Annotated in this window: 15 protein-coding genes and 1 pseudogene; 8 read left to right on the forward strand and 8 right to left on the reverse strand. The window is 54.0% G+C overall.

All coding sequences use genetic code 11. From position 1 onward, the window contains the following. Positions 1-50: 50 nt before the first annotated feature. From FE839_RS11455 to FE839_RS11485, 7 genes are all read right to left on the reverse strand, one after another. A complete protein-coding gene (locus FE839_RS11455; protein ID WP_308562220.1) occupies positions 51-953 on the reverse strand; it encodes a DMT family transporter in 903 nt (300 codons plus the stop codon). Positions 954-1,162: 209 nt separating this feature from the next. Beyond that, entirely contained in the window at positions 1,163-2,596 is a 1,434-nt protein-coding gene (gene murP, locus FE839_RS11460) for a PTS N-acetylmuramic acid transporter subunit IIBC (RefSeq protein WP_138360937.1), read from the reverse strand. Positions 2,597-2,620: 24 nt separating this feature from the next. After that, positions 2,621-3,523: an N-acetylmuramic acid 6-phosphate etherase gene (gene murQ / locus FE839_RS11465; RefSeq protein ID WP_138360938.1), complete on the reverse strand. Its 903-nt coding sequence runs from the start codon at positions 3,521-3,523 to the stop codon at positions 2,621-2,623. 161 nt (positions 3,524-3,684) lie between these two features. Continuing rightward, entirely contained in the window at positions 3,685-4,851 is a 1,167-nt protein-coding gene (locus FE839_RS11470; RefSeq protein ID WP_138360939.1) for a multidrug effflux MFS transporter, read from the reverse strand. Between the two features lie 50 nt (positions 4,852-4,901). Beyond that, positions 4,902-6,266, reverse strand: coding sequence for an efflux transporter outer membrane subunit (locus FE839_RS11475; protein WP_138360940.1), 1,365 nt, complete (start codon positions 6,264-6,266; stop codon positions 4,902-4,904). A 3-nt stretch (positions 6,267-6,269) separates the two neighbouring features. Then, entirely contained in the window at positions 6,270-9,377 is a 3,108-nt protein-coding gene (locus FE839_RS11480; RefSeq protein WP_138360941.1) for an efflux RND transporter permease subunit, read from the reverse strand. Next, positions 9,377-10,510 carry an efflux RND transporter periplasmic adaptor subunit gene (locus FE839_RS11485; RefSeq protein ID WP_138360942.1) on the reverse strand — a complete coding sequence of 378 codons (1,134 nt, stop codon included), beginning with the start codon at positions 10,508-10,510 and terminating at the stop codon, positions 9,377-9,379. The genes FE839_RS11480 and FE839_RS11485 overlap by 1 nt, the downstream gene beginning before the upstream one ends. Before the next feature lie 628 nt (positions 10,511-11,138). Between FE839_RS11485 and FE839_RS11490 the strand changes: the two are divergent. The 7 genes and pseudogenes from FE839_RS11490 to FE839_RS11520 all read left to right on the forward strand — a co-directional run. Beyond that, positions 11,139-11,334: pseudogene (locus FE839_RS11490) on the forward strand (GNAT family N-acetyltransferase); the annotation flags it as partial. A 151-nt stretch (positions 11,335-11,485) separates the two neighbouring features. Continuing rightward, positions 11,486-12,295: a lipoprotein NlpA gene (nlpA, locus tag FE839_RS11495; protein WP_138360943.1), complete on the forward strand. Its 810-nt coding sequence runs from the start codon at positions 11,486-11,488 to the stop codon at positions 12,293-12,295. A 24-nt stretch (positions 12,296-12,319) separates the two neighbouring features. After that, positions 12,320-13,180, forward strand: coding sequence for a DMT family transporter (locus FE839_RS11500; RefSeq protein ID WP_138360944.1), 861 nt, complete (start codon positions 12,320-12,322; stop codon positions 13,178-13,180). 251 nt (positions 13,181-13,431) lie between these two features. Beyond that, complete coding sequence (locus FE839_RS11505) at positions 13,432-14,211, forward strand: MBL fold metallo-hydrolase (RefSeq protein ID WP_138360945.1); 780 nt, start codon at positions 13,432-13,434, stop codon at positions 14,209-14,211. Between the two features lie 14 nt (positions 14,212-14,225). Further along, complete coding sequence (locus FE839_RS11510; RefSeq protein WP_138360946.1) at positions 14,226-15,179, forward strand: GlxA family transcriptional regulator; 954 nt, start codon at positions 14,226-14,228, stop codon at positions 15,177-15,179. Positions 15,180-15,991: 812 nt separating this feature from the next. Then, on the forward strand, positions 15,992-16,897 hold the full coding sequence (locus tag FE839_RS11515) for a glycosyltransferase family 2 protein (protein ID WP_138360947.1): 906 nt from the start codon (positions 15,992-15,994) through the stop codon (positions 16,895-16,897). After that, positions 16,885-18,174 carry an O-antigen ligase family protein gene (locus FE839_RS11520; RefSeq protein WP_138360948.1) on the forward strand — a complete coding sequence of 430 codons (1,290 nt, stop codon included), beginning with the start codon at positions 16,885-16,887 and terminating at the stop codon, positions 18,172-18,174. The genes FE839_RS11515 and FE839_RS11520 overlap by 13 nt, the downstream gene beginning before the upstream one ends. A 17-nt stretch (positions 18,175-18,191) precedes the next feature. Here FE839_RS11520 and FE839_RS11525 read toward each other — a convergent pair whose 3' ends face one another. Then, complete coding sequence (locus FE839_RS11525; protein ID WP_138360949.1) at positions 18,192-19,589, reverse strand: aminotransferase-like domain-containing protein; 1,398 nt, start codon at positions 19,587-19,589, stop codon at positions 18,192-18,194. A 227-nt stretch (positions 19,590-19,816) separates the two neighbouring features. On the opposite strand from FE839_RS11525, the gene FE839_RS11530 reads away from it, so the two are divergent. Further along, complete coding sequence (locus FE839_RS11530) at positions 19,817-21,439, forward strand: ABC transporter substrate-binding protein (RefSeq protein WP_138360950.1); 1,623 nt, start codon at positions 19,817-19,819, stop codon at positions 21,437-21,439. Positions 21,440-21,445 lie beyond the last annotated feature (6 nt).

A 21,445-nucleotide genomic window follows, 5' to 3' on the forward strand; every position in this document is an offset into this window, starting at 1 on the left:
GGCGTTCACAGCCTGATGCGTTGATAGCATCCAGTGCCGCCAGATTATCGTCAGGTCGTTTTCACTCGCCGCCGCGAATCAAGGGCTATCAGCACCACCGATGAGAGAATCAGTAGCGTTCCCAGCCAGTCCGGAAGGGTAAAGGTAATGCCCAGCAACAGCAGGGAAAGTAAGGCGCTGCTCAGTGGTTCCGCACAGCTGAGAATACCCGCCTTCGCGCCGCCAATCCGCTGTGCGCCGTTCAAATAAAGACTAAAGGTAAGCGATGTACCGATAACCACCAGGTAGAAAAACGCCAACAGCAGACCGCCAGTAACCACAAAATGATTGCCCTGCCCGGCATAGAACGGTAACAGCATCGCACCGCCGAGCAGCATGCTCCAGCCGACAATCGGCAAGGTTCCGTAGCGGGCTATCAGCGTTGATGGATAGGTGGTGTAGAAGGCGGCAGCAAACGCCGAGGCAATTCCCCAGAAGAGCGCGGCGGGGGAAATCGATAGGGTTGTCGGATTGCCGTGGGTGACCAGCAGAAACGTGCCAATGAGCGAAGTACAGATAGCCGCCAGCACCAGCGGATTGGGGCGCATTTTACGGGCGACAGCAAACCAGGCGACGATAATCGTCGGCGACAGAAACTGCAGCACCGTCGCGGTGGCGGCGTTTGATTTTTCGATAGTTATCAGGAAAGTGTATTGTACGGTCAGTGCGCCAAATAAGGAGAAGATCAGCAGTCTGAAGGTATCTTTGTGGTTTTGCAGGATACGGAAAATTTTATCGCCGTGAACGAACGAGAGCATCAGGATAATCATGCCGGCGAACAACAGGCGGGTCATGGTCAGAAACGGCGATGACATCTGACTTTGCTGCATAATGAATTGTGCACAGACGCCGGAACTTCCCCACAGCACGGCGGCTATCAGTACATTCAGCATTCCTTTTTTGCTGGAGCCCATCTTTCCCTCAGGTGAAATATCGCAAAGACGCATCATAGCATGAGCGCGCCCGCACAGTGGGGGCGGAGATGGTTTTCAGACGATTTGGTCCGTTGCTGATCTCTGCGGTTTTCGGCGCTATTGATGGGAACGGGTAACCCGGTAAGCGTTGCGCTACCGGGCCATTGCCGCAAACTGACGTGGTCAGCGATGTTAATCAGGACGGCACCTTAACTTAAATCGACATTTTTACTGCCGAACAGCCAGGTCAGCGCGAAGCCGCACAGGTAGGACACTGCCAGCCCCGCGGCATATACCGCCATTCCGGTATAGATGCCGCTACCGGACGTCATCAGCGGCAGCGCCACCAGCCCGGAAGGGCCAAACACCGTATTCAGGCCGACCGGTAACCCCATCCAGGCAATAAAACCGAGGAAAAACCCGCCGCAGGCGCCGCCGAGGCAGGCGGTGATAAACGGCTTCATTCGCGGCAGCGTGACGCCGTAAATTAGCGGTTCGCCGATACCGAGCACGCCGGGAATTATCGCCCCTTTAATCTGGGTGCGCAGCAGCGAACCATGCTTTGCCCGCCAGAACAGCGCCAGCGCCGCGCCCACCTGCCCGGCTCCGGCCATCGCCAGAATCGGGAACAGCGAGTTAAAACCTTGCGCGTCCACCAGCGCGAAATAGACCGGCACAAAGCCCTGATGCACGCCAAACATGACCGCCAGCAGAAACAGACCGGCCAGCACCGCAGAGCCGAACGGGTTGCCGTTAAGATGCAGGAACAGCCATGACATCCCGGTGAACAGCCAGCCGCCAATCGGCATAATGACGGTAAAGGTTATCGCGCCCATTATCAGCAGCGTCACCGCTGAGGTGAGGATCATATCGAGGTTGGCGGGCATAATACGGCGCACCTGCTTTTCCACCCACGCGCCGATAATGCAGGCGATCAGCACCCCGATAATGTTGCCGCGCGGGTCGATACTTTGCCCGAAGAAGGTCGAGATACCGGAATAAAAACCGCTGGTGGCTTCCGGGTTATAGCCGAGTACAAATAGCGCCGCGATAATCGCGCCATTCACCCCGGAGCCGCCGAACGCCTTCTGAGCGTTATAGCCGATCAGGATGCTCAGAAAGGTAAACATCCCCTTGCTGAAGACCTTCATATAACCGATCAGCGCCACCAGCGCGGCATTCGGATGGGTATTTTCGAGGATAAACATCTGCTCCGCCAGGGTGGCAAACCCCAGCAGCAGGCCGACGGCGATAAAACCGGGGATCAGCGGCGTGAAAATGGTGGCAAATTTGGCGAGAAACTTTTGTACGCCGCTGGTTTGCTTGCTTTTCAGTGCCTGTTTTTTCTCCGCAGCGACATCGGCCAGAGAGGGGACCTCCCTCGGGGTCTCTTCCAGCAGGGCATTCATTATCTCCGCTGCGGTTTGCGCCTTGCCGGGACCCAATACCACCTGAAACTGTTCGTCGCTGACGATAACCCCCATCACGCCGTCAATCTGACGGATAGCCTCGCTATCGGCCTGTGACGCATTGCGCAGGGTCAGGCGCAGGCGGGTCATACAGTTGCCTGCCTGCGCGACATTCCCGGCTCCGCCAACGTGGCTGAGGATCCGCACTATCATTTCTTTATTTATTTTTGCCATTGCAGATTACCTGTTTGTCAGCGGTCAGGCGCGGCTCAGCGCCTTGCGGATATAGCCCTTATTTTTCGCCAGCAGCGCCCCGGCTTCTGCGGCGCTTAAATCAGCCAGCACCATCACGATGGCCGTTTTACAGTGGCGGGCGCAGGCATCCAGCGCACGTTGGGCGGTCACGCGATCGCACCCGGTGGCTTCCATGACGATGGACACCTGGCGCTCAATAAGTTTGGCGTTGGTGGCTTCAACATCCACCATCAGGTTGCTGTAGACCTTGCCGATGCGGATCATCGCGCCGGTGGAGATCATATTCAGCACCAGCTTTTGCGCGGTACCCGCCTTCAGACGCGTTGAGCCGGTCACTACTTCCGGGCCGACGACCGGCGTAATGGCGACATCCGCCAGTTGCGCCATTTCGCCGTGTGGGTTACAGCTGACCATAGCGACAAAGGCATTCTGACTGCGGGCATATTCCATCGCGCCAATCACGTATGGCGTGCGCCCGCTGGCGGCCAGGCCGACCAGCACATCACCGCTGCTGACGCTGAGGTTTTGCAGATCCATCGCGCCTTGCGCTTTGTTATCTTCAACGTTTTCGACGGCGCTCAGAATCGCTTTATGGCCGCCCGCGATGATCCCCACCACCTGCTCAGGGCGGGTACCGAATGTTGGCGGACACTCGCTGGCGTCGAGGATCCCCAGACGACCGGAAGTCCCTGCGCCAATGTAAATCAACCGCCCGCCCGCCTGCAGCGCCGCCGCAACCTTATCCACGACCTGGGCAATTTGTGCCAGCCAGGGGGTGATCGCGTGCGCCACCAGCTGATCTTCCTGATTAATCACCGTCAGCATCTCTTCGGTGGAGAGGGTGTCAATATTGGCGCTATTGGCGTTTCGGCGCTCGGTCGGCAGTTTGCTCAGGTCGATACTCATAAGAACCTCATTATTCACAGTGACAGGCAGTATAAGGAATTAATTATTCCTTTCGTGTGAAGATTATCACGATTGGGATGTTATGAATAATAGGAGATTTCAGTAAGAGCGGGAAACATGGCGGTAATAAAATTGGAATATTTTATTACCGCCAGAGGATGTTATTCGCTGACGTGTGGTTTTTTCAGGCCAATAAGCAGGGAGGCCAGGTAGGCAAGAGTCATGGCAAGGCTCATTTTTAGCATCGTTTCACCGCCGATCCCGGCCAGCGGCGCGGCAATGCCGCCAAAGACAAACATCAGCGTACCGAGCAGTGCCGACGCGGTGCCGGACTGGCGAGCGTTGATGGCATTCATTGCCTCCGCGCCTGCCACGGTACCGATTCCGCTCATGATGGAAACCGTGAAAAACAAGCCGATCAGGGCCAGCGTCGACAGGTGTAGCCAGGCAAACAACAGAGTGATGACAGCAAATGTCACCGCCAGCACCTGGCCGCTGCGTAGTAGCGGCTCGGCGCTGATGCGGCGTGCCAGACGCGAAAAAATCAGCGCGGTGATAATCAGCCCGATACCGTTAAGGCCGAACAGCAGGCTGAACTGCATCGCGCTCATGGCGTATTCATTCTGGATAACGAACGAAGATGAGCCGATATAAGAGAACAAACCGGCCATCATAAAGGCCTGAATCAGGCAGTAGCGCATAAAGCGGCGATTTTTCAGCACAGGAGTATCAGTCTGCTGCTGTGTCACGGAAGCGGCGCTTTTTTTCGGCAGCGTTTCATGGAGAACCACCAGGCTGAGCAGCAGCAATATGATGCCGATAGCCGCCATAGCCCAGAACAGAATGCGCCAGTTAAACGCGGTGATGATCCAGCCGCCAATCACCGGCGACAGCACAGGAGCGATGCCGTTGACGGTCATCAGCAGAGCGAAAAACTGGGTCAGAAGGGTGCCCTGGTATCGGTCACGGGCGATGGAGCGTGACAGCACCGAACCGCCCGCTCCGGCGAAGCCCTGCAGAAAACGCCAGGCGATCAGCATATGAATATCGTAGGTTATCGCACACATCACCGAGGAGAAGATAAACAGCAGCAGAGAAAGCGCCAGCGGTTTTTTACGGCCAATCCGGTCGCTCAGCGGGCCAAAAAAAAGCTGGCCAAGGCCGAGTCCAATCAGCGCCGCGGTCAGCGATAGCTGGGTTTGCGTGCCGGTGGCGTTAAGCTGTTGGGTGATTTCCGGCAGCGCGGGCAGATAGAAATCGGTACACAGCGGCCCGATGGCACTGAGTAACCCGAGAACCACCACCCAGGAGAGGGATATTCGGGACATATTTACTGGCTCCTTGTCAGCATACCGGGCGTTGCCGCCCGGAATAAGCGTTAACTGGCTCCGCCTCCCAGCGACTGCCAGAGAGTAATACGGTTTTCCAGATCGGTTTGTTGAAGAGAGATTAGCGTTGCCTGTGCCGACCACAGCGTCCGTTGGGCGGTGAGCACCGACAGGTAATCTCCAACGCCGGCCTGGTAGCTCTTCATCGCAATATCCAGCGATTTTTGTTCCGCCGCGACATATTTTTTCTGCGCGTCCAGCTGTTCGTTGAGCGTTTCCCGGCGCGCCAGCGCATCGGCCACGTCCTTGAAGGCGCTTTGAATCGTCTTCTCATAGGTGGCGATTAGCCCTTTTTTCTCCGCTTCAGCATAGCGCAGTTGCGCCAGATTACTGCCGCCGGTAAACAGCGGCAGGCTAATGGACGGTGCGAATGACCACACCTGCATGCCGTGACTAAACAGAGAAGAGAGCGAGTCGCTACCAACTCCGGCGCTGGCGGTCAGCGAGATCGACGGGAAGAAGTTGGCCCGCGCCGCGCCGATATCGGCGTTAGCGCTCTTCAGATTATGCTCTGCTTCCTGAATATCCGGGCGACGTAGCAGTACCGAAGAGGATACACCCGCCGGGACCAGGGCGATACTGTGGCCGCCGAGACTCTCCAGCGTGCCGGGCAGCAGACTATCCGGTACGGTTTCTCCGGCCAGCAGATTGAGCGCATTTTTATCCTGCGCCACCAGCGTACGGTAGCTGGCGACGCTGGCGCGCGCCTGCTGATAGACGCTTTCCGCATCGCTGAGGTCACTTGCCGAAGCGGTACCTACGTCCATCTGGCGGGTGACGATTTTGCGTGAATTCTCCGCGCTGGCCATCGTTTCCTGAGCCAGCGCCAGATTACTGTTATCCGCCGCCAGCGTTATCCAGGCGGTGGTCAGGTCGGCGATCATCGTCAGGCGCGTATTCTGCGCGGTGTATTCACTGGCAAGCCAGGTCTCCCGCGCCGCACGCGTCAGGCTTTGGTTCTTGCCGAACAGATCCAGCTCAAAGCTGGAAACCGCGCCGTCGGCTTCCGATGACGACGTGAGCCCATTGGCGACCGTTTTGCTGCGGGTATGGCTCAGTTCCGCGTCGAGGGTCGGGAATAACGAGGCGCGGGTTTCGCCAAACTGGGCGCGCGCGGCTTCGATATCGGCCAGCGCTTTCTGCACGTCGCGGTTGCTGGTCAGCGCAATACTCACCACTTTTTTGAGGCGGGCGTCATTCACCACCTGCTGCCAGTCATTCACTACCGCGGTTGCCTCGCCGTGGCTACCGGGCAGGGTGGCGGGAATGGGCGCCGCCGGGCGCTCATAGTGCGGATCGAGAGAGACACAGCCTGCCGTCAGGAGCGCAACAAACACGAGGGAAAAACGAAACATAGCTTACTCCTGAGAAGAACGATAGCGGGTGAAGAAACGTTTCACCAGCACGAAGAACAACGGCACGAAGAAGATTGCCAGCAGCGTCGCCGTCAGGGTCCCGCCGATAATCCCGGTACCAATCGCCACGCGGCTGTTGGCGCCAGCGCCGGTGGCGATTGCCAGCGGCAGAACCCCGGCGATAAACGCCAGCGAGGTCATCACAATGGGGCGTAAACGCGTTTGCGCAGCGCGCATGGCGGCACGCGACAGGGAGTAGCCCTCTTCCAGCGCCGATTCGGCGAATTCAACGATCAGGATGGCGTTCTTTGACGACAGGCCGATAGTGGTGAGCAGCGCCACCTGAAAGTAGACATCGTTATTCAGACCGCGCATCCATGTCGCCAGCGCCGCGCCAAGCAGCCCGAGCGGGATCACCATGATCACCGAGAACGGTACCGACCAGCTTTCATACAGCGCCGCGAGGCACAGGAATACCACCAGAATAGAGATCGCATAGAGGCTCATCGCCTGGCCGCTGGCGAGTTTTTCCTGCAGCGACATGCCGCTCCAGGCCCAGGTGCTTCCGGCAGGCAGCTTATTGGCTAAGGCTTCCATCTTGTCCATCGCCGCGCCGGAACTAAACCCGCTGGCATTCTCGCCCTGGATTTCAAAGGCGGCGGAGCCGTTGTAGCGCACCAGGCTTTCTGGTCCGTATTCCCAATGGGTGGTGGCGAAGGCGGAGAACGGCGTCATGCTATCGTCGCTACTCCGGACGAACCATTTTCCGAGGTCGGACGGTACGGCGCGGGCGTCGCTTTCCCCCTGGATATAGACCTTTTTGACGCGACCGCGATCGATAAAGTCGTTGACGTAGGTCCCACCCCAGGCGCTGGAGAGAGTATCGGTGACATCGCTTAACGACAGCCCAAGCGACACCGCTTTATTATTATCGATATCCACCCGGAGCTGCGGCATCTGCGGCAGATCGTTGGCGCGCACGGATTGCAGCTCTGGGCTTTGATGCGCCTCTGCCAGCAGCTGGCTGCGCATCTTCATCAGACTATCACGATCGGTGCCGCCGCTGGCCATCAGTTCAAAGGTGAAGCCATTGCTCTGCCCCAGACCATCCACCGAAGGCGGGGTCATGGCGAACAGCGTGGCGTCACGAATGCGGCCGAGTTCTTTATTGGCACGCAGAGCAATAGCCTGGGCGGTATTTTCCGCACCTTTACGTTCGGACCAGTTTTTTAGCGACACGAAAGCCATCCCGGTGTTCTGCCCACTACCGCTGAAGCTAAAGCCGTCGACGGTAAAGATAACGTCAGTATTGGCTTTCTCTGTGGTCAGGAACCAGTTGGTGACCTGGCGCCGGACCTCGGCGGTACGCACTGCCGTCGCCCCGGCGGGCAGGGTGTACTGGACCATGATTTCGCCCTGATCTTCTGTCGGCAGGAAGCTGCCCGGCAGTTTCCACATCGCCAGCGCCATGCCGCCGCAAATCAGCACAAAGGCACCCATCATCACCGCCGAGCGGCGCAGGCCGCCGACTACCCGGTGCTGGTAACCCTGTTCGGTGCGCCCCCACAGGCGGTTGAAGGCGCCGAAGAAGCCTTTGGTATGAGGTTTAGAATGGGTCAGCAGCGACCCGCACAGCGCCGGGGTTAAGGTCAGCGCGACCACTACCGACAGCATCATCGCCGAGATAATAGTGACCGAGAACTGGCGATAGATCACCCCGGTGGAGCCGCCGAAGAAGGCCATCGGCAGGAACACCGCCGAGAGGACCAGGGCAATGGCGATCAGCGCGCCGGAGATTTCTCCCATTGATTTTTCGGTGGCTTCGCGGGCGGGCAACCCTTCGTCGCGCATAATACGTTCGACGTTTTCCACCACCACGATGGCGTCATCTACCAGTAACCCGATCGCCAGCACCATCGCAAACAGCGTCAGGGTATTGATGGAGTAACCAAACAGCGCCAGTACGCCGAACGTTCCCAGCAGCACCACCGGAACCGCGACCGCCGGAATCAGCGTTGCGCGGAAGTTTTGCAGGAACAGATACATCACGCAGACGACGAGGACGATGGCTTCAAACAGGGTCTGAATCACATCTTCCACCGAGATTTTAATAAACTCGGTGCTGTCTTTCGGGTAGGCGATTTCGTAGCCCTGCGGCATCTGACGCTGGAATTCGGCAATCTTGCTTTTCACCAGCGTCGCGGTATTCAGGGCGTTGGCCCCTGGGGCCATCATCACCGCGATCCCCGCGGCCGGGTGGCCGTTGAGGTTGGCGGAAGCGGTATAATCTTCACTCCCCATTTCGACGCGGGCGACATCGCTCAGGCGCACCACCGAACCGTCGGCTTTGCTTTTGACGATAATATTTTTGAACTGGTCGACGGTTTGTAGCCGTGACTGGGCGCGGACCGTCGCGGTCAGCTGTTGATGACTGGATGCGGGCAGCGCGCCGATTTTACCGGCGGAGACCTGCACGTTCTGCGCCTCTATTGCTGATTCCACATCAGAGGGCATCAGCGAATAGGAAGCCAGTTTGGTCGGATCCATCCAGATACGCATGGCGTGTTCCGCGCCAAAAACCTTCAGACTGCCGACGCCTTCAAGACGCGCCAGCGGGTCCTGCATGTTACTGACCAGCCAGTCGGAGATATCGGAACTGGTGGCTTTGTTATTTTTGTCATATACCGCGAGGATCAGCAGGAAGCTGCTCTGTGATTTTTCCACCGTCACGCCGGACTGTTGCACTTCGCTGGGCAGGCGTGATTTGGCCTGCTCGACTTTGTTCTGTACCTGAACCTGTGCGGTATCCGGGTTGGTACCCTGCTCGAACGTCACGGTGATGCTGACTGAACCGTCCGAGCTGCTGGTGGAGGTAAAATAGAGCAGATTATCCAGCCCGGTAAGCTGCTGTTCGATGACCTGGGTCACGCTGTTTTCCAGCGTTTCCGCAGAGGCGCCGGTGTAGGTGGCGGAGATTTTTACCGCCGGCGGCGCGACGTCGGGATACTGGGCGACCGGCAGAGTACGGATCGCCAGAACCCCGGCAAGCATAATCAAAATGGCGATAACCCAGGCGAAAACCGGACGTCGCACGAAGAAACGGGAGAACATCAGGCGTTATCTCCGTCATTTTGGGTTTCTTTGACTTCAACGGCTTTCACCTGTTGGCCGGGGGCGACTTTGCTGGAACCCTCGACAATGAGCTTATCGCCACTTTTCAGACCTTTGACTATCAGCCACTTGTCGCCATAGGTGTCGCCGGTTTCTACGCTGCGTTGCTCAACTTTATTGTGAGCGTCGACGACCAGCGCGATAGCGTCGCCTTTGGCGTCACGGGTGATACCCTGCTGCGGGGCGAGGATCGCATCGTTCATGATGCCTTCATCAATGCGGGCGCGAACGAACATCCCGGGCAGCAGTATGTGCTGCGGATTGGGGAAGATTGCGCGCAGCGTCACCGACCCGGTGGATTCATCCACTGCCACTTCGGTCAGCGCCAGACGGCCTTTTTGGTTGTAGGTGCTGCCATCTTCAAGGGTCAGGGTCACGTTAAGCGTATCGCTGTTGGTCGCGAGGCTTTGCTTACGCAGGCGCAACAGGTCGACGCTGGAGCGGGTGAGATCGACATACATCGTATCCAGACCGCGGATCGTTGCCAGCGCAGTATCCTGATCGGCGGAAACCAGCGCGCCCGGCGTGACCGAGGAGATGCCGATGCGGCCGGAAATGGGCGCTGTGACTGTGGTCCAGTTCAGGTTGATACGCGCGCTCTCCAGCGCCGCTTTTTTCGACTCGACGCTGGCTTTGTCCTGGTTACAGGTCGATAGCGCGTCGTCGGCGTCCTGACGGGAGACGCCGTTATCTTTGACCAGCACCGCGTAGCGCCGGGCTTTTTGACAATCGGCTGTCACCAGCGCCTGGGCCTGCTTCAGCGATGCGGCAGCTTCGTCGAACGTCGCCCGATAGCTGGCCGGGTCGATTTGGTACAGCGCCTGTCCGGCTTTGACCATATCGCCTTCGGTAAACAGGCGTTTTTGTATGATACCGCCGACCTGTGGCCGCACTTCGGCGCTAAGCGAAGCGGTAGTACGGCCCGTAAGGTTGCTCACCACCGGGACTGGCTGGCTTTTCAGGGTGACGACGCCCACTTCCTGGAGCTGTTGTTGTTGGGAGGATGTTTGTGCATTATCGCATCCGCTAAGGAGAAATAATGCTATTGCGATGGGGGCTATAGTGTATTTCATTATATTTTCTCAGGATGAACGACGTCCGCCCCGTAAAACTCACAGTCGGGGTGATGGGGTAGACGATGATGCATCTCCGGGCAAGCATAAAATAACAAAATGGAAAATAAATATTCCTGTTTGCAGTAAATGACGCTGATATTACCGTTATGAACTAACCGGTTTTTTAGATAATGCCTCTGACGGCAAGATGGTATCAGATAGTGATTACAGACTCTGAACCAGGACGTTTTGCCTGTCACAGGGCGTACATATATACCCGTCATACTTTAAGTTGCTTATGCGTTGGCTACGCTCGAACACCTCAGTCACATAGTTATCTATGCTCCAGGGGACTCATGCCCTTGCCGCCTTTAAGCAACCCGAATTATTTAGGGTATCGGATAACCCTGATTTAAAATAATGAGAATAGTTATTCTCATTTTCTCCATTATACGTCAGTGCTGAATGATGGAAAGGCTTTTTACACAAATTTTAATGACTTAATTTTAGTCAGGGAATAATGGAGAAAAAAAGGATATTTTGTGAAAACCGAATAGGAAATGGTCTGTAAAAAATAAAAGGTGGAGATGACGGGTGACGCTGATAATAACAAATAACATTCAACCCACCGATCGGGAGGAATTGCTGGCTGTGCATTGGGTATCTGTGGATCAGGGAAGCCTCTCGGCAGCGGGTTGGGGCGCGGGCTGATGCAAGAAGCGGAAAACCCGGCGCGGTGGTGCGGTTGCAATCATATGCTGGTGGATACGTTCAGCTTTCAGGCGCTGCCGTTTTACCAGAAGCCGGGTTATCAACTGCTGATGATTTGGCAAATCGGCTGATCCTGTCTTCAGCATGGTACGGGGGCGCGTAAGCCGGGGAAGATGATTTTATTTCCAGTTGCCGCTTTTGCAGTTTAAAACCCAACCCGGAAGTCGTTATAGTTTTATACGGAAAAATAATAATTCTGTATGGATTAACGGGGTAATAACAATGACTTTGCGTTTACGGACAGCCGCCGCCGTCATGCTGGCAGGCCTGTTGCTGGTGGGCTGCGACCAGAAGGGCAGTGATGCGAAACATATTAAAGTCGGCGTCATTAATGGCGCTGAGCAGGATGTGGCGGAAGTGGCGAAGAAAGTGGCAAAAGAGAAATATGGCCTCAATGTCGAACTGGTGGGCTTTAGCGGTTCACTGTTGCCGAATGAGTCCACCAACGCCGGTGATCTGGACGCGAATGTTTTTCAGCATCGGCCGTTCCTCGAACAGGATAACAAAGCCCACAACTATCACCTGGTGGCAGTTGGTAATACTTTCGTCTTTCCAATGGCGGGCTATTCGCGCAAAATCAAATCTGTCGCTGAACTGAAAGACGGCGCGACTATTGCGATTCCTAACGATCCGACCAACCTGGGGCGTGCGCTGCTTCTGCTGCAAAAAGAGAAGCTGATCACGCTCAAGGCAGGTACAGGTCTGCTGCCGACGGCGGTCGATATTACCGACAATCCGCATCACCTGAACATCATGGAGCTGGAAGGGGCGCAACTGCCGCGGGTCATTGATGACCCGAAAGTTGACGTGGCGATCATCAGCACCACCTATCTTCAGCAGACAGGACTTTCGCCGGTACGAGACGGTCTCTTTATTGAAGATAAACATTCGCCGTATGTGAACATTATCGTGACCCGTGAAGACAACAAAGATGCGGAAAACGTAAAAGAATTTATACAGTCCTACCAGTCACCGGAAGTGGCGAAGGCGGCTGAGACTATCTTCAACGGCGGTGCGGTTCCCGGCTGGTAACGATTAACACAAGGAGGCGTGGCGATGACCCGGCAACGCCAGGCAGATTTGCTGCTCATAGCCGCGACGGTTATCGCCGCCTGCGGATGGATTTTTTCCCGTGAAGCGATTGCCGGCATGCCGGTTTTCGCCTTCCTTGGTCTGCGCTTTTTCTTCGCTGCGCTGTTGCTGCTGCCGTTCTGCCGCGGTTATCGCGTCAACAAGCAGCACTGGCCGCGCATCATTATCAGCGGCCTGTGGTTTGCGCTAAACCTGTGTCTGTGGATCTATTCGGTATCGACAACTCCATCGCTGGGTGAAGGGGCGTTTATTATGAGCCTGTCGATGCTGTTTGTGCCGCTTACCGCCTGGATGATGATGAAGGCGCGACCGGCGCGGGCATACTGGGAGTGTCTGCCGGTTGCGGTTATCGGCCTCGGATTACTGAGTCTGCATATGCCGATTGCGTTCCATCCCAGCCAGGGCTGGTTTCTGCTCACTGCGCTGGTACAGTCAATCTGGTTTTGCTACACCAGCAACTGCGCCCGCGAGGTACCGCTGATCCCGTTGACTACCGTACAGTTAGGTATTACCGGGATTGTCGGACTGGGGATCTCCGCCGCTTTTGAAAGCTGGGATCAGCCGTTTACGCTGCCGACCTTTGGCTGGCTGCTGGCCAGTATCGTTATTGCGACCAGTCTACGCTTCGGTTTGCAAATGAAGGGGCAGAAGTATGCCGCGGTCGCCAGCGCTGCGATTATTATGGTGCTGGAACCTCTGTTGACGGTGATCGCCGCTGCACTGTGGTACGGCGAACAACTGCCATTACAGAAGATTATCGGTGGTGTGCTGATCCTCGTCGCCCAGTTGTGGTTTCGTTGGCGGATGCTGAAGCCGCTACGCTAAAGCGCCCCGTTTTCTCCTGCGGTTCGCTCCACCGTCTCGCGCGGGAAAACGTCCGTTGTCCGCCAGTCGCCATATCGATCTCACCTTGTGCATCAGCGCCGCTGCGTGTGCGGCACAGCCCTCTGTATTGCGCATATGGCGGCTGCCGTAAACTGGCCCAATCTCATCGCTCATTGACCAAACGGCCATATTTCGCCAGGGCGGTGACAGGTACGATGTTTATCAGATGACTGCGAAGAGGAATGAACATCATGCAAATCACCCATATCCGTAATGCTACTCAGATTATTGAATACGCAGGTAAAAGATTTCTGATAGATCCTATGCTGGCGGACAAAGGCGCCTGGTCGGGATTCGCCGGTACTGCGCGTAGTGAGTTGCGTAATCCGCTGGTGGATCTGCCTTTTCCTGTCAAAGAGATAGTTGACGTTGATGCTGTTATCGTCACCCATACGCATGAAGATCACTGGGATGCGGCGGCGATCGCCGCGATCCCCAAAACGTTACCGGTTTATGTCCAGCATCAAGCCGATGGTCAGCTACTGTACGGGCAGGGTTTTTGCAATATTCATCTGCTTTCAGCGCACGGCAAGTTTGCTGATATCTCCCTGGTGAAAACGACGTCAGGTCAGCACGGTAGCGACCGTACTTATGCTATTCCGGCGATGGCTGAACGTCTGGGCGAAGCCTGTGGGGTCGTCTTCCGTCATCCGCAGGAAAAAACGTTATGGCTAGTGGGTGACACGATCTGGCGCGATGAGGTTGAAGCCGATATGGTCAGACTACATCCGGACGTCATCGTACTGAATGTCGGGTATGCTCACGTCATCGCTTTTGGGCCGATCATTATGGGTAAAGAAGATGTACTGAAGGCGCACTTCACTCTGCCGGAAGCCAAAATTGTCGCCAGCCATATGGAAGCGGTGAACCACTGTTTGCTGAGCCGGGATGAGCTGCGGCAGTACGTGGCTGATAATCGGATTGCCGATGCGGTCAGCATCCCGCAGGATGGGGAAAGTATGTTTTTTTAAAGCCGGAGCGGGCGATGAAACTAACGGAAGTGGCGATTGTGGCGGTGGACGGGTTTAGCCCGTTTCATTACTCGGTTCCCTGTATGCTATTTGGCGATACGGTCTCGGAAACCAAACGCTTTAATCTGCATATCTGCGCCGAACGGCCTGGTCTTCAGAGCGCTCGCGACGGCTTTATGCTAAATGCCAGCGGCGACTTTTCGATCCTGGAGCAGGCGGATATTGTTGTGGTGCCATATTGGGGGGCGGTGAATCAACGTCCTCCTCAGTCGTTGCTCGATAGTCTGCTGCGCGCGCGCAATAACGGTGCGGAAATGGTCGGTCTGTGCCTCGGGGCATTTGTGCTGGGCTACGCCGGATTACTGGACGGTAAACGCGCTGCAACACACTGGGCATTTGAGCAGGATTTTCAACGCCTGTTCCCGCAAGTGCGTCTGGATATTAATGCCCTGTACGTGGACGATGAGCGGATTATCACTTCGGCGGGCACTGCGGCGGCGATCGACTGTTGCCTGTATATTATTCGCCAGCGTTTCGGTAGCCTGGCGGCGAATCAGATTGCCCGGCGGATGATAATCGCTCCGCACCGTGAAGGCGGGCAAGCGCAATTTATCGCTCAGCCCGTACCGAAAAGCACCCGAGATACGCGGATTAACGGTCTGCTTGAGTATCTCCAGCAGCATATTTGCCAGCCGCACAATCTTGACTCTCTGGCGCAGGTGGCTGCAATGAGCCGCCGTACTTTGACCCGCCATTTCGTGAAAGCAACAGGTATGAGCCTTACCGACTGGCTGTCTGCGGAACGTCTGCGCCGCAGCCAGCTCCTGCTGGAAGCCGGGGATTTGCCTGTTGAGCAGGTGGCGGAGGAAGTGGGTTATCTCTCTGCGGTAACTTACCGCCAGCAGTTTAAATCGCGTTTTGGCGTCAGCCCGGCAGAGTGGCGTCGTACTTTTCGCCGCCGGACTTAATCGCCGCTAAGGGCGCAGTCGATTCCCGGCGCCGCGACCAATGGCATTGATCTGCATAGCAAAATCTCTTTTGCATCACTCTTGCATAAACGCAGGCTGGAACGCCTTTTGAGCGATAACAGTAATATGAAGACTGACGGAATGAGCGTATTTTAGTCTGGCACGGACGGTTTTAAGCCATAACTTAGAACCTATCCCACCAGGCGTTATTGGCGCAGACAGTTTGAACACGGCCAGCGCGGAAGAACCGGAGCGTACACGTAGTACGTGAAGATTCTGAGCACTGCCCTGGTTCAAAATGGCAAGCAAAATAGCCCTAATGGGATAGGCTCTTACTCTGCATAAGTAACCAAAAGCGTCTTTTGAGACATTGTCATACTAATAATGAAATTAAGAATTAGTGTAATAGACAATGCGTCATATTCTGATGATTATCTATCTGAGCGTATGCGAATTATCTCAACTGTTTTCTCATTAAAACATGCAGTGGTTGTTTTTAAGACGGTTCGACTTTTATTAATCAGTTGACTTCACTATGCGTGATATCAACATCTTGTTGAATAACTAAATTTTATTTTTTGATCTGATTCCAGATAATAATTCTGATAAATTTATTTTCCTAAAATTACATTTTGATACAAATTGTTTCATATGGTTTCTTTTTTTGTTACAAGTTATTTGTTTTTCTACTAAAATTGGCTGGAACTATAATAAATAGATTTTTAATACTATCTGGATGTTATATTTTAAGATTTATCCTATTTGCTCGAAATATAAACTTATAAAACAGGCTATCCAACAGGAGTGCCCTTATGCCCTTTTTAAGCATTGTCGTCACAGCCCATGATTGTGAGCTAACTCTTGCTGAAACGTTGAAAAGTGTAAAAAAGGCCATTGATTGTGAAAATGATGTTGAAGTTATCATTCTTAATGACAGTTCTCATGATAGAACACAGCAAATTATTGAGCGCTATGCACAAAGCTTTTCTTCGGTTCAGATACAAGAAGTTCAGATGAGGAATGTCGGGAGCGTCAGAAACATTGCTGTACGGATGGCCCGTGGTGACTATATCACCATGGTTGACGATGATGATCTCCTTAAGCCCCGAAGTCTGCGTGATGCGGTGGCGTTTCTTAAGCAACACCGCCCCGATTTGCTGCTGACGCATCTGATTGAGACCCGTGACCCTGGCACGATTGATAACCACTGGGCGGGCTTTTCCCCGATTCAACTCACGCAGAACGAGGCCATTCGTCGTTTTCTGATCCATAAGGATTTTCAGGCGCATTTAATTGGTCAATTTATTCGTAAGGATATTTATCTTTGTGAGCCCATACCCGCCATGACCTGCTACGAGGATTTCGCCGTTTTCCCCTCTTTTCTGATGCGGTCGCAAAATATCTGGTTTCAGAAAGAGGGACATTATTATTATATTAAACGCAAAAATAGCCTCTCCAGTGCGTTGGATAGAGCAAAAATTAGTAATTTAGTTAACTGTACGAGAAAAATGGAAATCGTCTTTCCTCCCTCATTTCAGTGGCTGATTTACTGTCATTGGCTGGATATTTATCTGAAATATGCCCGCTTCTTGACTGAAAAACAGACTCATATTGTTGAAAAAAAGATAAAGGCAACATTGTCACCGGGATTTTTTATGTCTGGCGACGTGCGATTAAGTTATAAGAAAAAGGCAATCCAGGCATTATGGAAAAGATAAACCGCAATACTTATATGCTGACAATAATACTGTCGGCGATATCATTACTATTTCTGCTGCTGGATTCCGCTCAGCAGCGTGTTTTTTTCTATCTGGCGGTATATGCCAGCATACTGGGATTCGTTGTTGAACGCAAAAATCTCAGAAAAGTACGCCTGAAGGTCGCTCTGTTGCCGATGATCATGGGGGCGATGGAGCTGCTATGGTTTCTCTTTTTCGAGGTCAGGAATGGTCATGTCAACCATTATAATGACCACTTTCTCGGCGGTAAAAAACTGCTGCTGGGCAGTATTCTGGTGTTATACCTGGATAGCTTTAAATATCATCTCCATCGCGACATGGCGAAGAAGATTTTTATTATTGTTTCGGGAGTGAGTCTGTTACTGGCAACCGGATATGGTTTTATTCAGGAATGGCAGGGGATGCAGCGTATTGAGATGGCGATCAGTCGCCCCACGATTGCCGCTTATATCTATTCAACGCTGTCGCTGGCGTTTATCTATGCGTTGTTCCAGTTACGCAAAAAATCGGCTTATATGTTGGCTGTCGCGGTGATACTTATCTCATACCTGAATATTATCTTCACCGGTACGCGGGCGGCGATGGGGGTCTACCCGATATTGATCTTCTTGTTAACACTGTTTAACTTCAAAAAAAATATTCCGCTTAAACCAATGCTGGGCGTGGCGGTGGTTATTCTGTGTATTGTGGGGATTAACTTTAACGCCCATGTTAAACCTAAAATTCTCCAGACGGTGCATGAGATCTCGTCTTATCAGACCGGTAATGACGATACGTCGCTGGGAGCAAGATTTTCGATGTGGACGCTGGGCATTTATAACGGAGTCCATAAACCGCTTGGGCAATCGATGGAGAGCCGTGAGCGTTTAAGCGCTGATTATGTTCAGACTCATCCGGAGAATAAAACCGCGATGATGTACATTAACGTCCATCTGCATAACGAGCTGATTGATACCTTTTCGTTACAGGGCGTGATTGGGTTAGTCCTGCTTCTGGGGTTCTATATCGGCGGTGTTCTGCTTGCTCTTCGGCGTAATAATTTGCTGTTGTTTTTCATTATGCTATCGATGCTGATTTATGGCCTTACGGACGTACTGTTAATCAGCGCTGAATTTGTTGCTTTCTTTATTATTCTGATGGCATTCAGTACGCTCATTACCGATGAAAAAGCGGCGCCGGTCAGCGTAGTGCGAACTGGGAAATTTCCGGATCGGGCCGGGCGCCATGATCGACATTACGTAAGCCATGGTTCTTAATGCTTTTCGCAAAAGCGTTATCGCCCTTCGGCGATATACCTGGCCAAAAAATCATATACTTCAGGTCGATGGCAGTAAGAGACGTTAAAACGCAGCCAGGGCTCCTGACAGGGTTCAACATGAAACAGGTGCCCTGGCGCCAACAGGATGCCGCGTTCGGCAGCGCTGCGGGTCATGGCTAACAAATCAACCTCATGAGGCAGGCGCGCCCAGAGAAACGGGCCGCCGATGGGGCGATGGAATAATTGCAGGCCGATGCTCTCCAGGCGGTTGCATACGGCCTGTTGCGCGTCGGCCAGGCGGGTTGCCAGGCTTTTAAGATGCAGGCTCCAGCCTTTCTCCGTTAAAATTGTCCACAGTAGCGTTTCGGTGAGTTCTGATGTCGTGAGACCGTGAATCATTTTGTAGAGCATCAGTTTTTCATTGAGTGCTTCGTCGCAAGCGATAAACCCCGCTCGCAGTTCAGGCGACAGGGTTTTAGAGAAACTGCCGATATAGCATACCCGTCGGAGTTGATCCTGACTGGCGAGGGTTGTGGGTACCATCGGCGTCAGCCCGGCCATAATGTCGTTTTCTACCAGTGTGAATTCATAGGTATGTGCCAACCGTAAGAGCTGGTTGACCATTGTCGCGCTCAAGGATGAACCGGTGGGATTGTGTAGCTGGCTGGTGGTGAAGAACAGTTTGGGCCGATACTGGCGCAACTGCTGTTCCAGTGCCGATAAATCATAGCCGTCAGGGCGGCGCTGAATTCCCACCAGATTCAGACCAAATGCCCGTAGCTGAATAAAGAAGGTGCTGTTTCCCGGGGAGTCGACAAACACGGTATCTCCCGCCCGTGTTAAACAGTGAACCAGCAGGATCTGCGCCTGGGTAGCCCCTGAAGTGGTCATGATCTGATGAGCCGGTACGTGGATACCACGTCGGGCAAGGACCTGTTCTATCTGCTGACGTAGCGGCAACAGCCCTTGTGGTGATGCGTATTGCGTCAAACCATGGGTTTTGTTGCGTGCCAGCCGGGTTAAGGCCTGGCGCATGCCTTCGCCATACAGCCACTGCGGATGGATCCAGCCGCAACCCGCCTTTAATAAGGAATTGTTCTCTTCATAGGCCCGTTGAATCAACCATAGTTTGTCCACTTTAACGCCGGCGGATTCCGGTTCAACGACACCTCGCGGCAGTGAATGACTCACGAAGTATCCCCGTCCCGCCTGAGAGACCAGATACCCCTCCGCAACCAGGCGACTGTAAGCGTTTGTCACCGTCATGACACTGACATGGAAAAAACGCGCCTGCTGGCGAATGGACGGTAGCTTGCTACCAGGGACGAGCTGCCTTTTGGCGATTTGTCCGGCAATTCGGTCGACAATTTGCCTGACCAACGGTTGTGCCGAGGCGGTGTTCAAAAGCCCCATATCCCCTCCGGGAATTGCTGATTTTTTGTTCTTTTCTGGTGCAGGACATGCACCGCAATGATGAGTTTTTACATCATTGCATACTGACGGTGCAGACCTAAGCTACTGTTATTAAATATTTCATTCTCGCTGTATATATGTGCTCAGACGGCCGGTTTCTATACTGACTACGCATCCCATTAATGTAAAGCGTGACTTCGTCCACTCGAAAATCTGAGGATATGGCAATGAAATATGACAGTGTATTCCCTGCGATTTTCGCTCCTCGTGTTCAGCGAGGTTTGCCATTGCTTGGCGCTTGTTCTATCGCCATCATGCAATGGTTTTTTACCGCCCCGGCCATAGCGAATACCTTACGTATTGTGCCCGCCTCCAATATCACGGTACTGGATCCAATATGGACCACCGCCTACGCCAGTCGTAATTTCGGTTATATGGTGTTCGATACACTATTTGGTACGGATGCCAAAGGGGCTATTCAGCCACAGATGGTGCAGAGCTGGCAGGTGAGTGATGACAAGAAAACCTGGACCTTCACACTGCGTGACGGTCTGGTATTCAGTGATGGCACGCCGGTGACCAGTGCCGACGTGATTTCTTCACTCAAGAGATGGATGGCGCGGGATACGCTGGGGGGGTTAATGGCCAGCGCGCTGGACCACCAGGACATCGTCAATGAGAAAACATTCAAATTAGTGTTCCGCACACCGTTTGGACCGGTGCTGGAAGCGCTGGGTAAACCATCGTCAAACGTTCCCTTTATCATGCCGAAACGTATTGCCGATACCTCAGCGGATACGCCAATTAAGGAGATTGTCGGTTCGGGGCCTTATATCTTTGAGGCGGATCGCTTCCGTCCAGGGGAAAGCTTATGGTTTCGTAAAAACCCCGCGTATAAGCCGCGTAATGAGCCACCGTCAGGAACGGCTGGCGGCAAGAAAGTGTATGTCGATGAAGTGGAATGGAAAATTATCCGCGATCCGCAGACGCAAATGAACGCGCTATTGGCTAATGAAGTCGATATTCTCGAACAGCCCGCCTTTGAACAACTTCCCACCCTGAGCAAAACGGCCCACATACGGCTGGTGAATGCGCAGCCGAATGGCTATCAGTTTATGTTTCGCTTCAACTTTATTCAGCCTCCGTTTAATGATGTGAAGGTGAGGCAGGCGGCGATGCTGGCGCTCGGTCAGGAACCGATGCTACGCACTCAGGTAGGCGATGCAAAATACTATCGTACCTGCGCCAGTCTGTTTCCGTGCGGTACCCCTTATGCCAGCGATCCGGGCACGGCGTTCACCGGCAAGGCCGACCTGGCAAAAGCGAGAGCGCTACTGCGACAGTCTGGTTATAAAGGCGAGCCGATTGTGCTGCTGCGCCCGACTGATAACGCCACCATCGGCAAACTGCCCTTAGTTGCCCAACAAATGCTGCAGCAGGCCGGGTTCAAGGTTCAGGTCATGAACATGGACTGGTCGAGTCTGGTATCCCGGCGGGCGAAAAAAGATGCGCCGGGCGCCGGCGGCTGGAATGCCTTTATCAGCGCCTGGGGCGCAGAGGATGTCCAGAACCCGCTCAATAATGCCATGTTAAATGCCACAGGCGATAAAGGGTGGTTCGGCTGGCAAAACGATCCGCATCTCGAAGCGTTGAAAGCGCGTTTTGCCCGGGCGACAGACGATGCTGAGAAGCAGCAACTGGCTCAGGAAATACAGACTTACGCCTATCAGGTTGTTACCCATGTTCCGTTGGGACAATACATGATCCCCGCCGCGGTACGCGACAGCATCAGCGGCATTGTGCCCGCTGGCGCCCAGGTGTACTGGAATATCCGTAAGAACGGCCAATAAGCCGCC

Origin of the sequence: Klebsiella indica (assembly GCF_005860775.1) — a bacterium.
GTDB lineage: Bacteria > Pseudomonadota > Gammaproteobacteria > Enterobacterales > Enterobacteriaceae > Klebsiella > Klebsiella indica.